The organism is Enterococcus sp. DIV1375a (assembly GCF_051712205.1).
GTDB classification, from domain to species: domain Bacteria; phylum Bacillota; class Bacilli; order Lactobacillales; family Enterococcaceae; genus Enterococcus; species Enterococcus faecalis.
This window is the reverse complement of sequence record NZ_JBIOOM010000001.1, coordinates 616,020-634,176: the sequence shown is the minus strand read 5'-3', so window position 1 is coordinate 634,176 and position 18,157 is coordinate 616,020. Positions and strand designations below refer to the sequence as shown.

The following is an 18,157-nucleotide window of genomic DNA, read 5'->3' as shown; positions in this document are numbered from 1 at the left end:
TATTCGCTTTTTTTGAATATTTATAAAAATAATACAAAAAGGAGTTTACGCAAATGACCAAATGTAAAAAATGGCTACAGACGATTTTACCAATTTTATTCTTGTTGCTCTCATTATTACCTATTAAAGAAACTTTTGCAGCCGAAAACGATCCAGTCTATGACAAAATCATCCAAAAGGGAGAACTAGTTGTCGGCTTATCCGCAGACTATGCCCCTTATGAATTTCATGCAAAAGTAGATGGTGAAGATAAAATTGTCGGTTTTGATATTTCTATTGCTCAAAAAATTGCCGACGATTTAGGCGTTAAATTAAAAATCGAAGAACTAGGCTTCGATGCTCTGTTAGGGGCCTTAAAAACTGGCAAGATTGACATGGTCATCTCAGGCATGTCGCCAACGCCTGAACGATTAAAAGAAGTAGCTTTTTCTCAACCATATATGAACGTTCAACAAAGAGTCATTGTTCGGAAAGAAGATAAAGATAAATTTCATTCCACTAAAGATTTCGAAGGCGTTCGTGCAGGTGCCCAAAAGCAAACGACACAAGAAGAATTAATTAAAACCGAATTAACCGGTGCTGTCCCTACTTCTCTTCAAAAAATTCCAGATTTAATTATGAATCTAAAAAATAATAAATTAGATGCAGTCGTTATGGAAGAACCGGTTGGCGAAGCCTATGTTTCTCAAAATGAGGATTTAGCTTTTGCTGATGTTACCTTTGAAAAAGGCTCAAAAGATACTGCCGTTGCTTTTCCTAAAGATGCGCCCGTTTTGACGGAGAAAGTAAATGCCTCTATTAAACAAATTAATGATCAAAAATTAATGGACGGTTATAAAAAAGAAGCCAATCAATTAATGTTCCAAAAAGATCAAAGCTTTTTACAAAAGTATGGAAAGTTCTACCTTAACGGTGCAGGCTATACCATTTTCCTAGCTTTCATTGGTGTTTTGTTTGGTGCCATTTTAGGGGCATTACTTGCCTTAATGAAGTTAGCCAATTCCAAAATTTTACGTGGCATTGCCATTGCTTATATTGAATATGTTCGTGGCACTCCTTTGCTTGTTCAAATTTTTATTGTCTATTTCGGGACAGGCGTTCTTGGTTTGGACTTATCAAAAGTAGCAGCTGGTTGTATTGCTCTTTCTTTAAACAGTGGTGCATATGTAGCAGAAATTATTCGTGCTGGTATTCAGGCGGTTAATAAAGGACAATTGGAAGCTGCTCGTTCTTTGGGAATGAATCAAAACCAAGCAATGCGATACATCATTTTCCCACAAGCTATTAAAAATATTTTACCAGCGTTAGGCAATGAATTTGTTACAGTAATTAAAGAATCTTCCGTTGTTTCAGTCATTGGTGTTTCGGAACTAATTTTCCAAGCTGGCAACGTTCAAGGAGCAAGTTTTAAACCCTTCTTACCTTACTTAATTGTATCGTTGATTTATTTCGTCCTAACCTTTACTATCTCACGTCTATTAGGTGTTGCTGAAAGGAGAATGAGTACTAGTGATTAACATTAAAAACTTACAGAAAACATTCGGAAAAAATGAAGTACTTAAAGGAATTGACTTAGAAATTGAAGCTGGTGAAGTTGTCGTAATTATTGGCCCTTCTGGTAGTGGTAAAAGTACTTTTTTACGTTGCTTGAACTTATTAGAAACACCAACTGGTGGCAGCGTTGAATTTGAAGGAAAAAATTTATTAGATAAAAATACCAACATTGATCAACTTCGTCAAAAAATGGGAATGGTATTCCAAAATTTCAATCTTTTCCCGCATAAAAATGTCTTGGAAAACTTAACGATTAGTCCTGTTAAAGTAAAAAAAGAAGCCGCTGCCGAAGCCACAGAACATGCTCTTTCTTTACTGGAACAAGTTGGTTTATCAGATAAAAAAGAAAATTATCCCGCTCAACTTTCTGGTGGGCAACAACAACGGGTAGCGATTGCTCGTGCTTTAGCCATGCGCCCTGACGTAATGCTGTTCGATGAACCAACTTCTGCCTTAGACCCTGAAATGGTGGGCGAAGTGCTATCCGTTATGAAAAATTTAGCTATTGAAGGGATGACAATGGTAGTGGTTACCCACGAAATGGGCTTCGCAAAAGAAGTCGCGGACCGTGTCATTTTTATGGATGCAGGAATCATTCAAGAAGAAGGCACACCTGAAGAAATTTTTGATGCGCCACAAAACCCAAGAACACAAGATTTTCTAAGAAAAGTTTTATAAAAAGGAGCACCTGGTATGGATCGCAAGAATATCGCAACACGTTACCAACAACCTACTGAAAATTTACTCATGGATATTGCAACATTGGCGAAAAAGACCCCAAATTTAATCGATTTATCGATTGGTGACCCTGACTTAATTACCGATGAGCGGATTATCGAACAAGCAGCTAACGATGCCAAAAATGGGCATACAAAATATACCGCTTCTGATGGTAGCGAGGCATTCATTGAGGCGGTCATTCAGTTTTATCAGTCACATTATCAATTATCTTTTCAACCGAATCAAGTCCGGGCCACAGTTGGCGCTCTGCACGGAATGTACCTTGCCTTACAAGTGATTCTAAATCCTGGAGATGAAGTGATTATTCATGAACCTTATTTCTCTCCTTATAAAGACCAAGTCCTTTTAGCAGATAGCGTTCCGGTCTTTTTACCAACCTATGAAAAAGATGGTTTCCAAATTGATGTAGCTCTTTTGAAAGAAAAAATCACGCCTAAAACCAAAGCGATTATTCTTAATTCACCGAATAACCCGACAGGCGCTGTTTTCTCTGAAGAAACTTTCAGAGAAATTGCACAGGTAGCGATTGAACACAACTTATACATTCTTTCAGATGAAGTTTATGAAGCCTTTTGTTTCCAAGAAACGTTTACTCCCATGGCTACGTTTGCTCCAGAAAATACTATCACTTTTGGTAGCTTTTCAAAAGCCTTTGCAATGACTGGTTGGCGTATTGGTTATATGATTGCCCCAGACTATATTAACGAAGTAGCCAAATTAATTAATGAAGGCGTTACGTATTCTGCGCCTACGTTGTCACAGCAAGCAGGAATCTATGCGTTACAACATTTTGACGAATTTGTAGACCCAATCGTTGAAGTGTTCCAAACACGTTTAGAGTATGTGGCCCAACGAGTAGCAAAGATTCCTTTCCTTTCGCTTCATCCAGTCAAAGGAAGTATTTACGCCTTCATTAACATTCAAAAAACCGGACTAACTTCCGTTCCTTTTGTGGAAAAGCTTTTAAAAGAGACACAAGTATTAGTGATTCCTGGAAAAGCATTTGGTGAAACAACAGGCGATGAGTACATTCGTTTAGCCGCAACACAAAGTTTAGATTTATTAAAGGAAGCGTTCGATCGAATTGAAAGAATGACCTTTGAATAAAAAAGCTTCTGCATTAGCTACTAATCATAGCTAATGCAGAAGCTTTTTAGATTTCTTCTATCAATTCAATCGCTTGCCCACCAACATGCGGTGGAATCGACATAGTCATCGGTGGCAAGCCCACGACTGTGAAACGGACTTTGGTCCCTTTTTTCAAGTGAGACAGTGGGATACTTTCCTCTAACTGTTCAACAAGTATGTTTAAAATTACCCCATGAGAAAATAAGGGCACAATAGATTCTGGATCACTTTCTGCTTGAATATTTTCTAAATGTAATCGCATTGACAATGGCTGTGTCTCATTTAACACACCAGCCTCTGCTAATTTCCCTGTAAAAACAGCAAGTTTTTCAGTCATTTGTTTGCCTCCTTTTTAAACATCATATTGAAGAGAATTAATTCCATCCCCTAAAAATTCTGAAGCGTTGTTAAATTCGGCAGGATCATATTTGGTATAGGAAACTTGTAATGTCAAAGTAATATTCCTTAAGGTTTCAGAATGGGCAAATTTCTCTTGAGCTTGTTGTTTGAATTCTTTTCTAGTAGTGTATCCGTCATCCCCATCGCGGAAAATTAATAACGCCCAAGTCGGCGGTGTGCCGTCGATAAAGTATGGTAAGAAGCGATCATCCGTTGTCTCTTTAATCGCCGCTGTCACGATTTGTAGCAATTCATTCTTTTGTTCAGGACTTAATAAATTACGAATGCTTTCCCAATAGGCCACTCGGATCACGACTAAATATAACGGCGCTTCATAACGTGTAGAAATGTCAGAAAATAAATCGAATCCTTCCTCGTACATTTTTGCTGTTCTTAAATTAGTTACTGCATCTAACGCATTTAACCGTGAAGTTTCTTTACGTAAGCGAATATTTTCTTCTTCAATCGTACGAATTTGATAAGTCACTGCATAGATTGTTAAACAGTAGAGCGGCGGCATGATTAGCCAAAATAATGAGCCATAGCTAAACAAATCATGATAGACATACTGATATACAACATAAGTCAATTGTAGAAAAATAAATATAAGCGAAAATGTTAACCCCGCTGTAATTCCTACAAAATAGGTAACGATAATTAAGATAACTGAAATTAATAGACAACTTAAGTCCACAAAGAAATCATTCGTTCCTAAGGCCATAAAGATGGTTGTGCCTACAACCAAAACAATTCCTACTAACAAAGTTAAATCCAAAAGTAAGGTCACTCGTTTTTGATTCACTCTATTCCCCACCTTTCAAATTCTTCTTCACGATGAAGAACGCACTTAATCCAATAATGGTCATACCAATTAAGAAGACAAATAGATAAATCATTAATTTATGATTATTGACAATTCGTTTACCTAATGATTCGTTGCTAACGTTGCTTACACGTTTTTTGAAACGATAATCATAGCGACGATAGTTCGGATCGACCACAATGGCATCTCCTTTGTACATAGAAGTATTCTTCTCTGTATTCACTTGTGTAGAGGCTAAAAAGACACCTTGTGATTTAGCTCCCGTTAAGATTAACGCCGCGGCTTTCGCATTATATGGAGAAAACATTAACTGCGCCGTACCGATTTGTTTACCATAATCTTTTTCGATACTCAGTTTCTCGTTTGAAACAAAACGTGTGAAGTCCTTATCATAATGGAAATACAACTGATCGTTTAACTTACGAATCATCGGATTATCCTTAGGCGTACCAAAAATAATCAAGTTATGATTTTCTAATGCCGCATTTTTAGGCGCTTTTTTATAATACGTAATCTCACCGACATTACTTTCGGCATAATTACCAATTAAGTTAAATAAATTGGTCAACACTTTAAAATAGTTGTCGTCCATTTTTTCTGGTAATAAAATCGCTAAATCAGCAAAAGAACGGCTTCTGATAAAAATGTTCGGATAGTTGTTAAATAATATGTCATTCAGTTCTTCTGTTTGAATAAACGCATTCGAATTATTTTCAATAAAGGCCCATGGAGTCTGACCATTTCGTAAAACTTCTGGTGATTTAACATTCAAATCAAAAGCAACTTTTAAAACAAAACTATCAGCAATTTCTAAGTTCTTTGGAAATTCGAGATTTAATTCATCACCGTTTGCACGAGCAGCGCTTAATTTCTTGCTGCCAATTGGTTTATCATTGGCGTAAACCGTCACTAAAGAAGAATCAAAATCTAAGTTTTCAGCGTATTTAAAATGTAAATGCACGCGACTTCCATTGGCATTGTTTCGATCCACTGGTAAATTGACAAAGTACGTTTGTTCTTGGTGATAAGCCCCTTCTAGTTTGTCCCCCGTTGAGGTTAATGGATAATTTCCATCAAATTCTAAAGTTGAACTAAACGTATCGGTATTCTCATCAAATGTTGTCTCTTCTTTATCTGTTTGGGTCATTAATTCATAGTTTGCTAAATAACGTCCCGCACGAACAAGTAAGTCCTCATCTTTAGAAGTAGCTACTAAAACATGCTTATCTGGTTGATTGAAAAATTTTAAGACAGCCTGGTCCTCCACGCGTTTGCTATCAATTTGACTTTTATACTGATCTGGTAATTTATCATAGCTGGCAATAATCAACTGATAGGGTGCAGACTGTTCTTTGTTCAAAGAAGCCATTGGCAACAATTCTTCTGAGGTAGTAATCAAACGAGCAGCACCAGCTAACGCATGGGTCGCTGCAGCTAATTCTTTTTCCGATGCATTTTCTGGTGTCAAAATAACACTGTGTTTATTCGCAATCGTGTCTGCACCCACAAAATGATTATAAAAAGAATGAATTGTATTCTCTGGTAATTGTAAATCGTATTGGAAGTTTACGTTAGATCCTTCATACATCGTTAACCAATTTGCCGGAGTTTCAATTAAATTATACATATCGTTTCCTGCCTGATTAATAATTTGGCCCTCAACAGTCAATGTATTTGTCTCTTTAATCAGTTCCAAAGGGATTTCAATCGTCTTTTGTTGAATACCAGTCGTATTTTCAGGACGCCAAGAATAAAACTTCACACCATTAACCGCCACAGTTAAATCTGAGGTCTGATTATTTTTTAATTGTGTGATTTGGTAGGTCATATTGAATGATGCTTTTTTTACGTCCCAATAATCAATTTTTGTAAAATACATGGTGCTACGGACAGAAGTACCTGTTAAAGAGATTGTTTTATTTTGAAAAGGTTGTGTAAAGGTATGGTTGTCTTGTTCTTTGTTTTCGGCGTATACGGTCGGACTTGGAGAGTGTAAAATATTTTGTGTAAATGAAAAAATCCATACAAAAAAGGAAGTCGCTTCTGTAGAATAAAGTTAACGACAACCAATTCACAGAAAAGAGGACTTCCCTATGAATGATTTTACTACAGAAATTGTGCAAACTCTAGTCACTAAAGGCGATTTAAATGAATTATTCCGTTCGCACTTAGAAAAAGCGATAAACACACTCCTACGGACTGAATTAACGGCTTTTTTAGATTACGAAAAATATGATCGCACTGGTTTTAATTCAGGTAATTCGAGAAACGGTTCTTACTTTCGATCAATCAAAACCGAATATGGTGAATTAACATTGGAAATACCTAGAGATCGTAATGGTGAGTTTAAACAACAAACTTTACCAGCCTACAAAAGAACAAACGATACATTGGAAACCACTATTATCCATTTATTCGAAAAAGGTGTTACGATGTCTGAAATTGCTGATTTGATCGAAAAAATGTACGGTCATCACTATACTCCACAAACCATGTCCAACATGACTAAAGTTCTGACTGAAGAAGTAAATGCCTTTAAATCCAGAGCCTTAAATGATAAGTATGTCGCTATTTTTATGGACGCTACTTACATTCCACTAAAACGTCAAACCGTATCCAAAGAAGCGATTTATATTGCCATTGGTATACGAGAAGACGGCACTAAAGAAGTACTGAGTTATGCGATTGCTCCAACTGAATCAACATACGTTTGGAATGAGCTGCTACAGGATATTAACTCCAGAGGAGTTCAAGAAGTCTTGCTTTTTATTACGGACGGCTTAAAAGGCATGAAAGATACTATCCATCAAATTTATCCTAAAGCAAAATATCAGTATTGTTGTATCCATGTATCTCGTAATATCGCTCATAAAGTACGTGTCAAAGACCGAAAAGAAATCTGTGATGACTTTAAGGCTGTTTATCAAGCTAACTCAAAAGAAGAAGCGAATACCTTCTTATCCGGCATGATTGAGAAATGGAAGAAAAACTATCCTAAAGTGACGCAGTCACTCATAGAAAACCAAGACTTATTAACTTTTTATGATTTTCCACCTAGCATTCGTAGAACCATTTACTCAACCAATCTAATCGAGTCTTTCAATAAGCAAATTAAAAGATACAGCCGTAGAAAAGAGCAGTTTCAAAATGAAGAATCACTAGAACGCTTTCTAGTCAGCATTTTTGATACATACAATCAAAAATTTCTAAACAGAAGCCATAAAGGTTTTCAACAGGTAACCGATACATTAGTTTCAATGTTTACTGAGTAACTAATTATTTTGCAGGAGGACAATTTATTTACACAAAATTATTGACGCTCCCCGGACTTGCGACACCAATCAGAATTGCCAGAAAGAACAACCCTATTAAAGTGACTGTTTTTTGTTTCATTGCACGTTTCCTCCTTATTTAAATCGTTCAGTTTTGTACCATTTTGTTTGTGTTTGTTTATGAAAAACATTTTCTTTAATATACATCACCATGCCATAAGCGGCGACTACTAGCCACATCTGACTGTATGTAATATACATCAAGGCAATAATTAAGATATTCTCTAAAATCATTTCGCCTTTTTCGGTCGTAATACTGACAAAAGTACTGAAAATAAATAACAAAATCACTAACAACCACAAGGAATTGCTAAATCCTTGCAGGGTCGTTGTTAAGTAACCAGACATTGATAAAACTAACATGATGTCTGACAAAACGAGCGATGTCATTAAGAGAAAATAAATGGACAAGAAATATAAAATATCAAAACGGATCCGACTTGCTTTAGGATTAAACAATAACTTAGCATTTTTAACAATAACATAAATATTGCCTTTGACCCATCGCGTCCGTTGTCGGAACCAAACTGACAAAGTTTGCGGCTCTTGCTCCCACGTCACTGCTTTTGGTTGAAACTTAATTTTATAGCCCATCATATAGATGCGAAAACTGATTTCTGTATCTTCGGCTAACGCTTTGTCATCCCAGCCGCCAATGGCTTCAATAATACTGCGACGAACAATGAAATTTGTGCCAGGAATCGTGCATAACTTAAATAATTGAAAACGACCAGCTTGTGCCATCCATTGAAAGGCCAGTGTTTCGATATTAATAAAGCGTGTCAACAAGCTTGCATTGCGATTTCTCGTTCTAAATTTACCAATAACCGCGCCGTATTCCTCACTAGCGATTAACTCCCCGACTAAATAACGAAGTGCATTCGGTTCAGGCGTATTGTCCGCATCATAAATGGCAATCACGTCCCCCTTGGCTTGCTTGAAACCAATGTTTAAGGCATTAGACTTACCTTTCCCACCTGTTATATTGTCTGTATTAATAATCTGCAAATTTCGATTAACCGCCTTTTTTTGGACGTTCGCTAAAAGCTCAGCACTATTATCACTTGAGTTGTCATTAATCACAATAATTTCATAGCGATCTTGCGGATAATTAAAATTCAATAACGCTTCAACTGTCCGCACAATGACAATTCCTTCATTATGGGCCGGCACCATAATTGAAACAAACGGCGCGTCTTCGTCCTCTACAGGTGGCGGTGCGACAGGATCTGTTTTTAAATAATAAACATAGCCAAAAATAACTAAGAGAATATTTACAATTAGTAGACTCCAAATAATGATAGTTGCTGTTAACATTACAATGTCAGCAATGGTCATTTGTCTTCCTCCTTATTAATATATTTCGACCGATAATTCTTTCGTCCAATCATAAACAAAATAATCAGGATGATTAAAGTCAGTGTAACAACGCCAACTAAAATATTATTTGTGATGCTGAAAAAGAATGAAAATAACCCTGTAAATCGTTGTTTTTCAACTGTTGAGGCCCCTGTATCAGCCAAACCATTGACAATTTGATTGTTTAAGAAGAACCGATTATTCCGAAATTCGATTTTCTGCGTTTGTGTTTGAACAGTGAAATGTTGATCCGCTTCTGAAACACTAAACACAATTGGTGCTTCCTTGACTTCTTGAATTAGGTGATCCACTTCTTTTTTAGAATTTGGAAATGAAAAACTAATGGTGGTCGGCATTGGAAATCGATAGTCATTTGGATTATCTTTATCCGTCCATTCAATCCCCGATAAATAATCATACGGTAGATCAAACAAAGCATTCTTATAAGTGATTGATTCTCCCGTTTGGTTCCGATAAAAAACGCGTTCAATCGGCGGATTTTCTCTTAGAATCACTGTATCACTAATTGCTAGACCATCCTCTTGGTATTGAAGGTCTTGATTCCAGTATCCTGGAGCAGAAATACCTACTGGATAGACATGTCTGTCGACCAATAAACTAATCTGCTGCTCCATCAATTGTTTCAAGGCACGTTGGTCATTTAAATCAACATTATTAACGACCGGTGTTTCTAAGAAAATAACCCCCGTCGAAGCAAATGCTCGTAACGCATTCGTAAATAGTTTATAAGGTAAAATCGTATTGTTTTGTGAAACGCTCGTACTGGATAAAATATAAGGATATGTGGTTTTAACTAATTCTTCTTGCAAATAGGTTGCCACAGACATATCTCTTAACGGGTTAAAATCAGAAATCGTCAAAAACGGCCGTGACATTTTTTCACTTTCCAGCCATTGACTAATCACGTCCAAGCTTTCTAAAAAAACAGCGCCTTTGCGTTCAAACATTGGTAGAAAAGCATGCCCATTCTCAATTACACCAAATGGATATTCTTCTGGTGCTAATTCTTGTGTTTTTAATCGACCAACTGTCTGACCTTGCGTATTTTCCAGCACAACTGATTGATCTTGAAAAGGCAATACTTGAGAAAAGCGGTTTTTTTCATCTTCTAACCGATATTGACGATGACTTAATTCTTTCCATGTACCGCTAAAATATTGTTTTTCATCGTCACGCATGTTTCGACCAATGTGTAATTGTTTACCTTTAAAATGAACTCGATCTGCTAGAAAATCAGAGGCAATAACGCCGGCTTGTTCAGGCCAATTCACCATAGAAATCAAACTGTCATAGCCATCATTTAGCAATTCGCCAGGTACATAATCTGATACCGCCACACTCTGAACTTCTACTCCAAAACTCGTCAACACTCGTTGTAAAGCATCCACATCATTTTCTTTTTTCCCAGCAATATTCAAGCTGTCATAGACAAGTAAGACATGTTTACTTGGTGCAGCCAGCGCCGGTTTGGCAAAGCCACAAAAAACGAAAAAGAGTAAGAAACACACCCAGCCAATAAGATATTGTTTATTTTTCAATTCCCTCTACCTCCCCAATGACTTGTGGTGTTGTATCTTGCCACATTCGTTTACCAATAACATCAGAAACAATTTGTAACAAGAGAAAATCTAAAAATACTGAGACTAAAAACAAATGACGTACTAAGTCACTATCCCCATCAATAATAATTGTTGAAATGAAAACAACTAATAAATTAAGATAAATCCCTGTCATTAAAAAGAAGCGAAAAACTAATCTGGGTTCGTTTCTCTTGATTCCTCTGTATAAACCAACGCCATATAAACCAAACAGAATCACGCCTAATAATAGATAGAAAGCAAAGTTTTTAGGAAAAAAACTGGCTTTAATACGGTTATACACCATAAAAAATTTAGATTGTTCCAGCGGTGCACGCCCCGTCGTTTTCTCAAAATTCCCCACATTATTAGGCTTTACTAAGTAAACATTTGGGACCGCTGAATTCAGTCCTTGCCATAATTCAGATGGATAATTTAAATAATTCAATAACACCCATCCAAAACTCGTTTTATCAAAAAAATCTTTTTTCATTTGTTCAGAAGTTGGTGATACAGGACTGTATTCTTCAAAGTAGGAACGTCCCTTTTGCAACCCATATTGCGGGTTGATTCCGCCCTCTGACATCCGTTTATCTGGAATTACACCGCGCGTCATACTGTGGTAGACATCACGTTCATAGATATCGTTAGGAACGATAAAAGCCGCTAACGTTGTAAAACCAATCAACGCAATTAAAAAGGCCGTCATTGACAATCGTTGATAACGTTGTGACAAGTAGACAAAAAATCCTAATCCAGCAATAATTACGCCAATAATCAGCAAATATTCTTGGCGTGTTGTTCCTATTAAAAGTACTACTGCTTGTGCCAAGATAACTAAAACTATTCTTCTGAGCCAAGTTCGTGGTTTCGTCACCCGATAAAAATAGACTGAAAATGCTAAGACACTCACAGAAAGTAAAAAACTCGTCGCTTCTGTATAAAAGGAATTAAAATAAATCGTATAGGAGGTATCCCCCAAGATGAAAATAACCAACAAGGAGATAAGATAACTTTTTTTCAAAGATACGCCTTCGGTTAAGCCTCGTACCAGAATATAAATTGACACTAAAAAACAACTAAGATAAACGAAACCTAAGAAACGAATATCGAAAAGTGTTTGACTATAAAAAAGTTTATTAAGCCAAATGGCAATGGTGATGAAAAATTGTTGAGTGGAAACAAAGTGCGTCGTTGTTTCATTAAAATAACGCATAATTGAAAAGTCCTTAACAAAATAGGCCACATTGTCGTAGCTATCACCATTGACACGATAAAGACTATTTGAATTTAACACACGAAAATACTCGCCATTATCTCCCAAGCCATTAATGGGATAAACAAATAACAAAATGCTTGTCACTAACCCAATCCCTAAAACGGCCAAAAGACTTGGAGAAATATAACGACTCAACCATTCAAAAGCCGAGTTCATGTATTTTTTGATCTTTTCCATGCTTTCACCTCATCTAGAAATCATAGGCCAAAAGAGCCATTAAGTTATTATAGGAATAGACTTGTTTCGTAACTTTATCACCAAATCCTCCATAAATCGGACTGCTTGAATCCATAATTTGAAAATTATTAAGTACTGTAATTGCCGCACGATACAACTCTTTGTCATTTTCGGCAACACCAATTAAAGCCGCTATCGCATAACTGGCTGCAGATTGATTTTTATCCACAGGTGATCCATTTAAATCATACGAGTTAAAAAGCGTTCCTTGCTGAACTTGTTTTCGTACAAAATCAATACTAGTCTGTTTCGCCATACCCACTTCACTTAAATGAACAATTGTTAATAAAGATTCAATAATATTAAGTGTTCCGTTGTTTTCGTATTTATTTGTTTGATGATTAAACTTCGTTTGATAAAGAGGTAAATCATCAGAAATATAGCCATCGTCTATTAATTGGTAATGATATTGCAAATAGTCTGCTGAAATCCCAAATTCTTTGTATAAATAACCCAGCGTAATTAAGTCAATATAAAACAAAGAAGTTTCTGAAGACTGTTGTTTTGATTTACTATCGTAAAAATCAATTAGAATATTATCTTTCATAGAGGTTTTCATAAAACTCTTGCCTAATTTTTTAATTTCTTGATCATACTGATCTGTGTTAAAATGCCCCCCTGCTTCAATTAATGAACGAATGATCCGTAAATCATCAATCGAGGCATTGACATTGTACTTATTGCCTTGCTCGTCAATTCGGTAACTAAATTGGACACCGTCGTAAAATGTGTCTTTCGTCTGCTTGTAAAAATTATCAAAACGTCCCTGCGTATCAAAAGCTAAATTACGCAAATATAGACCCGAAGACTCACTTAGCAACTCATGTCCTGTGGCGACATCTTTGCGTTCAGCATCTGGTAAATAATTGGTTAAAAAGCCGCCGTCTGTTTTGAGCCGGGTTTCAATAAAAAACTTCAACAAATCTTTGCGTTCAGCGGTTTCTTTTGTGTGAAATTCATGTTTTGTTAAAAAATGTTGTTTGTCTGTCGACATTAAGCGTTGAATTTTTGGATTCACTTTTTCCACCTCTACTTTATAGGATTTTTCTCTAAACAAAAGAAAATATCCTCCCAGAAGCACCACGAATACCCCAATAAAAATCCAAAGTTTTCTCTTCATTGTTACGCCTCTTTTCCTCACTTCTTTATTGTCAGTGTACACAAAAGTACTTGTTTTTGCGAAACTTACGCTACATCTTCAAGCGCAAGAAAAAAAGCAATCCATAAAAATAAAAGGATTGCTTTAACCGTTTCGTCGATCATTTCCTGTCATCGTAATCTCTTTTGACAGATAACGCACACGTTCCATAATTCGTCTGGCTTTTAGCGGCTCTTGTTCTCCTCGTTGCGTCACGGTTAAATGCTCTTCTAAAGCTTTTAAATCTAGATTGGAAGAGAAAAAAGTAACTAATTGTTCTTGCATTCGGTATTGCAAGATTACGCTTAAAACGTCGTCACGAATCCAACTAGTCATGGATTCCGCACCAATGTCATCAATCATTAATATAGGGGATTTTTTTACTGCATCGAGCTTTTCACCAACTTGATCGCGACCAATGGCTTGCTTCATTTCTACTGTAAATGTTGGAAAATGAACAATTGTCGTAGTAAATCCACGTTCTGCTAAAGCATTAGCCATCGCACCTAATAAGAAAGATTTTCCTACACCGAAGGGGCCTTGTAAATAGAGCCCTTTATGAAACTCTTTTGGTGTCGCAGGATATTCTCTTAAAAATTGCATTGCTTCTGCTAACGCTTTGGCTCGACCTTGAGAAGATGGATCGAAATCTCGTAAATTTGCTTCTCGGACATCTTTTGGCATGTCCATTGCCCTTACTCGATTGCGAATTTCTTCTTCCTTCTGACGGGCGATTAAATCAGCCGTTGGGACATACGTTACATCAATGTAATGAAAATTCAACATTAATCTTGGCTCATAGCCTGGAGCAATCATTGCCGGATCGTTTAATTGAAATTTCTTTTTTTCTTGAACAAATTCATACAGCTTAGCATAACTTTTACGAATATCTTCATCGGTTAAACGCTCTCGGTTTGCTTGTATAAAGGCTTGAACATCTTGATCTTTCAATACTTCGTTAACCAGCTCTTCATATCGTTCATTGATGTCACGCTTCTGGATAATTTTTGACATTTCTTTTCCTACGTCTTCCATCATTGGTCACCTCCTTGGTTTAAAAATTCTTGAATTTGTCGATCTAACTCGGCTTGTTCTTCTGGGGAAAGTTTTGTTTCATCGTTTGGCTGATCGGCCCATTCTGGCAATCGCTCTTGTCGAACAGTTTGGCGTTTCCCTGAATAATTTTGTTGTCGCTGTTTTTGTTTGGTTTGGCTTTGTTTTGCCAATTCTCTGACATGTTCAATTGCTTTTTCTGGTGAATGAATGCCACTTTGTCCCCATTCATTCGCAATTCGATTCACATACTCCGCTTTTAAAGTCGGTTGTTGTTGAATATTGTAAACATAGTTAATCAAAATATTAATCACACTAGTCGGTAAGCCTGATTTGGCAACCAAATATTTCACTAATGAACGTTCTTGTGGTGTCGTATAGCCGCCTCGACTATTTTTTAAAGCTTCTAAATATTGAATAGGCGGATTCTTTTCACTATCCATAATCATTTGAATATCCAGTTCAGAAAAACCATTCATTTTTAATGCGTTATATCGATACGTTTGTTGCTCTTCCACCGTCAATTGTGCTTGCTTGTTTGTCACTACGTTTGTTGATTGTGGTTTTTTATCAGGATCAAACGCTTGATGAATCGTTCGCACTAATTCCTTAGGCAAAATTCGACTTGTATAATAGTCAAATGATTTCGAAGCAAAGTCTACCATATCTAACTCATTGATGCCATATAATTGATGAAAAACATAGACTTCTTCTTGAAAACTAGCCTCATCTTCAGGCAGTTGTAAGCCTAAACGGTGCAAACCTTCCACAAAATAGTGCCAATCAAAAGAATCCGTTGATACAGAAATTTTCTTCGATTTTTCTTGTTGAGAAAAAGTTTCTTGAATCGTTGTCAATCGGTTCGCTTCGGAAACAATTTGTTCTTCTTTAAAGGCATAAACCTCTTGAAAGCTAGCGGAAACATTTTGATAGCCCTCTGTTTTAGTAGGATGCGGTTGGAACTTTTGCACTAATTGATCAAATTTCCGTTGTCCAACCCGATTAAATAACACTAAAGCTAACACTTCATCTTTAAAAAAACGAGCGGCTGTTTCAGGTGCTTTTAAATAATATAAATAACAATCTCCTAATTCCCGATCTGTTTTTTTATACGTTTCTAGCAACCCAATGCCTTCTAATTTGTAGCAAGCTTCTTCTAATTGTTGGCAACTCAAGTCCAGCAAACTAATTAAATCTGCATGAAACAGCGAGCCATTCTCCTCTGAGTCTGTTGTTTCAGATAACAAAAGCCAATATAAACTAAACGCATTGGCGCCGACAATTGGTTGATATAAAAAGGTTAAAACCTCTTTCTCTTGATCAGAAAGCGGTGAATCAATAACCGCTTGAAAAATATTTTTTGGTTGGATTCTTTGCCGATTTCCTTTCAAAGAAAGACCTCCTTTTTAATTTTCTGAGTCAGGAGAAGAAGATTTTGCTTTGTCGACAATGTCCTGTAACTCTTTCAAAAACACGCTCATATCTTTGAATTGTCGATAAACACTCGCAAAGCGGATGTAGGCAATTTCATCTAGATTGACTAAATCTTCCATCACATATTCACCGATAAGCGTTGTAGAGACTTCATTTTCCCCTAAACTACGCACTCGATTTTCAACATTATCGACAATTTGAACCATTTGTTCCATAGCAACGGGTCTTTTTTCCGCAGAGCGAATGAGCCCACGCAAAATTTTATCACGATTAAATTCTTCACGATCCCCATTTTTCTTGATTACAAGTAATGGCGCCGCTTCAATTCTTTCAAATGTAGTGAACCGATAACTGCAATTTTCACATTCACGACGACGGCGAATTGCACGTCCATCATCTGCTTGACGGCTATCAATAACACGGGAATTATTATGATGACATCTTGGACAACGCATAACGTTCACCTCTTCTATTCTGTATAATTTTTGTTGCCTATATTATAACATGAAATTGCGCTATTACTAGGTCTTTAGAACTGGTTCTTAGTTGAATCTTTGCCATTCTTTAATAAAAACAAAGACTTTCATTGTTTTTTCTGAAATTTTCAAAACATTTTACGCCATTTAAAAAATATTCACTTCTTTCCAGTTTGTTTCTCTAGCCACTTCTTCACTTGCTGTTCCGTTTCTTCTCTAGTTCCTTGGTTATCAAACACGATATCTGCTCGTTCTTTTTTCATTTCAATCGGCCATTGGCTAGCAATTCGTTGTTGCGCTTCTTCTTCTGTTAATTGGTTTCGGGCCATCAGACGCTCTTTTTGAATCTTTTCTGGTACATATACCACAGCAACTTGATCCATAATCGCCTCATAATGAGCTTCATAAAGCAGAGGAATATCAACAATAACCAGGGAGGCTTTCTTTTTAGCTTCTTCAATTTGACGTAAAATTTCTTTTCTTAAAAAAGGTTTCAGCGTTTCATTTAACAGCTCTCTTTTTTGAGGACTAGCGAAAATTAATTGTCCTAACTTTTTCCGATCCAATTCACCAGTTGTTAATACTATTTCTGGTCCGAAAGTTTCAACGATTGCGGCTAAGGCTGGTTGCCCTTTTGCAACAATTTCTCGGGCGATAATGTCGCCGTCAACAATTGGATAACCCGCTTTTTTAAAAAGAGCAACAACCGTACTTTTACCTGTCGCAATCCCTCCTGTAATGCCTAAAACTTTTGTCATTTCAATCGACGACCTTTCAATTGTTGGCATTGTGGACAATAATGCGTACCACGTTGTGCCACTTTTGTTTTAACAATTGGCGTACCACAACGATTGCAAGGTAAGCCTGTTTGCCCATAGACATTCAACGCTACTTGAAAAGTCCCTGCTTCTCCTAACGCGTTTAGATAGGTGCGGATGGTGGTTCCACCTGCTTCAACAGCGCGTGCCAAGACGTCAATGATTGCTTGATACAACGTAGCAACTTCCGCAGGTTTTAAGGAATCTGCTGGTTGTTCTGGATGGATTTGCGCTTGCCAAAGTGCTTCATCTACATAAATATTCCCCAAGCCCGTCACTAGCTTTTGATCTAACAGCAATGGCTTAATTGCTTTATGATGCTTTTTCAAGCCTTGTTGAAAAGTAGCTAATTGGAAAACGTCTGGTGTTGGCTCTGGGCCCAAAGCTAAAATCCCTTTATATTGATGACCTTGATTCTTAGGAACCAATGTCATACGGCCAAATTTCCGTACATCTAAATAACGTAATTGCGTGCCATCTGTAAAAGTAAACATTACATGGGTATGTTTGGCAATTTCATCATCAGCCTGATGAAACTCATATTTTCCTTCCATCCGTAAGTGAGAAATCATATCATTATCAGACAATTTAAAAATCAGAAATTTTCCTCTTCGCTCAATCCCTTCAATCGTTTGACCAGCTAATTGACCTTGAAATACATCAACTTCTGGTGATTCAATAATTCTTGGCCAAAAAACAATGACTTCTTGAATGGTTTTTCCTACAACAAGTTTTTCAAGTCCTTTTCGCACTGTTTCTACTTCTGGTAATTCTGGCATTATTTTTGC

General features: G+C 36.7%; 16 protein-coding genes. 4 read left to right on the top strand and 12 right to left on the bottom strand.

Features of this window, described 5'->3' with window-relative positions; all coding sequences use genetic code 11:
* Window positions 1-53 precede the first annotated feature (53 nt).
* Genes IGJ63_RS03070 through IGJ63_RS03060 form a run of 3 tightly spaced genes read left to right on the top strand, consistent with a single transcriptional unit; the run spans window position 54 to window position 3,402 of the window.
* Entirely contained in the window at window positions 54-1,517 is a 1,464-nt protein-coding gene (locus tag IGJ63_RS03070) for an ABC transporter substrate-binding protein/permease (RefSeq protein WP_002355770.1), read from the top strand.
* The gene (locus tag IGJ63_RS03065) at window positions 1,510-2,232 is read left to right on the top strand and encodes an amino acid ABC transporter ATP-binding protein (RefSeq protein ID WP_002355769.1); all 723 of its coding nucleotides are present in this window, start codon (window positions 1,510-1,512) and stop codon (window positions 2,230-2,232) included. The genes IGJ63_RS03070 and IGJ63_RS03065 overlap by 8 nt, the downstream gene beginning before the upstream one ends.
* A 15-nt stretch (window positions 2,233-2,247) precedes the next feature.
* Window positions 2,248-3,402 carry a pyridoxal phosphate-dependent aminotransferase gene (locus IGJ63_RS03060; RefSeq protein ID WP_438745925.1) on the top strand — a complete coding sequence of 385 codons (1,155 nt, stop codon included), beginning with the start codon at window positions 2,248-2,250 and terminating at the stop codon, window positions 3,400-3,402.
* A gap of 46 nt (window positions 3,403-3,448) precedes the next feature.
* Here IGJ63_RS03060 and IGJ63_RS03055 read toward each other — a convergent pair whose 3' ends face one another.
* Genes IGJ63_RS03055 through IGJ63_RS03045 form a run of 3 tightly spaced genes read right to left on the bottom strand, consistent with a single transcriptional unit; the run spans window position 3,449 to window position 6,665 of the window.
* Window positions 3,449-3,760: a hypothetical protein gene (locus IGJ63_RS03055; protein ID WP_002355767.1), complete on the bottom strand. Its 312-nt coding sequence runs from the start codon at window positions 3,758-3,760 to the stop codon at window positions 3,449-3,451.
* Between the two features lie 15 nt (window positions 3,761-3,775).
* Window positions 3,776-4,636, bottom strand: coding sequence for a hypothetical protein (locus IGJ63_RS03050; protein ID WP_002385041.1), 861 nt, complete (start codon window positions 4,634-4,636; stop codon window positions 3,776-3,778).
* A complete protein-coding gene (locus IGJ63_RS03045; RefSeq protein ID WP_438746617.1) occupies window positions 4,626-6,665 on the bottom strand; it encodes a cellulose biosynthesis cyclic di-GMP-binding regulatory protein BcsB in 2,040 nt (679 codons plus the stop codon). Before IGJ63_RS03045 ends, IGJ63_RS03050 begins: the two co-directional genes overlap by 11 nt.
* A 73-nt stretch (window positions 6,666-6,738) precedes the next feature.
* Here IGJ63_RS03045 and IGJ63_RS03040 point away from each other — a divergent pair, with 73 nt between their 5' ends.
* Window positions 6,739-7,917 carry an IS256-like element ISEf1 family transposase gene (locus IGJ63_RS03040; protein WP_070363926.1) on the top strand — a complete coding sequence of 393 codons (1,179 nt, stop codon included), beginning with the start codon at window positions 6,739-6,741 and terminating at the stop codon, window positions 7,915-7,917.
* A gap of 135 nt (window positions 7,918-8,052) precedes the next feature.
* Here IGJ63_RS03040 and IGJ63_RS03035 read toward each other — a convergent pair whose 3' ends face one another.
* From IGJ63_RS03035 to mutM, 9 genes are all read right to left on the bottom strand, one after another.
* Window positions 8,053-9,315 carry a glycosyltransferase gene (locus IGJ63_RS03035; RefSeq protein ID WP_438745922.1) on the bottom strand — a complete coding sequence of 421 codons (1,263 nt, stop codon included), beginning with the start codon at window positions 9,313-9,315 and terminating at the stop codon, window positions 8,053-8,055.
* Complete coding sequence (locus tag IGJ63_RS03030) at window positions 9,312-10,895, bottom strand: hypothetical protein (protein ID WP_002361342.1); 1,584 nt, start codon at window positions 10,893-10,895, stop codon at window positions 9,312-9,314. Before IGJ63_RS03030 ends, IGJ63_RS03035 begins: the two co-directional genes overlap by 4 nt.
* Window positions 10,885-12,390 carry a glycan biosynthesis hexose transferase WsfD gene (wsfD, locus tag IGJ63_RS03025; RefSeq protein WP_438745921.1) on the bottom strand — a complete coding sequence of 502 codons (1,506 nt, stop codon included), beginning with the start codon at window positions 12,388-12,390 and terminating at the stop codon, window positions 10,885-10,887. The genes IGJ63_RS03030 and wsfD overlap by 11 nt, the downstream gene beginning before the upstream one ends.
* Window positions 12,391-12,403: 13 nt before the next feature.
* A complete protein-coding gene (locus tag IGJ63_RS03020; protein ID WP_180758868.1) occupies window positions 12,404-13,612 on the bottom strand; it encodes a hypothetical protein in 1,209 nt (402 codons plus the stop codon).
* A gap of 81 nt (window positions 13,613-13,693) precedes the next feature.
* Window positions 13,694-14,623: a primosomal protein DnaI gene (gene dnaI / locus IGJ63_RS03015; protein ID WP_002355760.1), complete on the bottom strand. Its 930-nt coding sequence runs from the start codon at window positions 14,621-14,623 to the stop codon at window positions 13,694-13,696.
* Entirely contained in the window at window positions 14,623-16,032 is a 1,410-nt protein-coding gene (locus IGJ63_RS03010) for a replication initiation and membrane attachment family protein (RefSeq protein WP_016614039.1), read from the bottom strand. The genes dnaI and IGJ63_RS03010 overlap by 1 nt, the downstream gene beginning before the upstream one ends.
* A gap of 15 nt (window positions 16,033-16,047) precedes the next feature.
* Window positions 16,048-16,530 carry a transcriptional regulator NrdR gene (gene nrdR / locus IGJ63_RS03005; protein ID WP_002381296.1) on the bottom strand — a complete coding sequence of 161 codons (483 nt, stop codon included), beginning with the start codon at window positions 16,528-16,530 and terminating at the stop codon, window positions 16,048-16,050.
* A gap of 179 nt (window positions 16,531-16,709) precedes the next feature.
* Window positions 16,710-17,309 carry a dephospho-CoA kinase gene (gene coaE, locus IGJ63_RS03000; RefSeq protein WP_002364728.1) on the bottom strand — a complete coding sequence of 200 codons (600 nt, stop codon included), beginning with the start codon at window positions 17,307-17,309 and terminating at the stop codon, window positions 16,710-16,712.
* On the bottom strand, window positions 17,306-18,148 hold the full coding sequence (mutM, locus tag IGJ63_RS02995; RefSeq protein ID WP_002355756.1) for a DNA-formamidopyrimidine glycosylase: 843 nt from the start codon (window positions 18,146-18,148) through the stop codon (window positions 17,306-17,308). The genes coaE and mutM overlap by 4 nt, the downstream gene beginning before the upstream one ends.
* Between the last annotated feature and the right edge of the window lie 9 nt (window positions 18,149-18,157).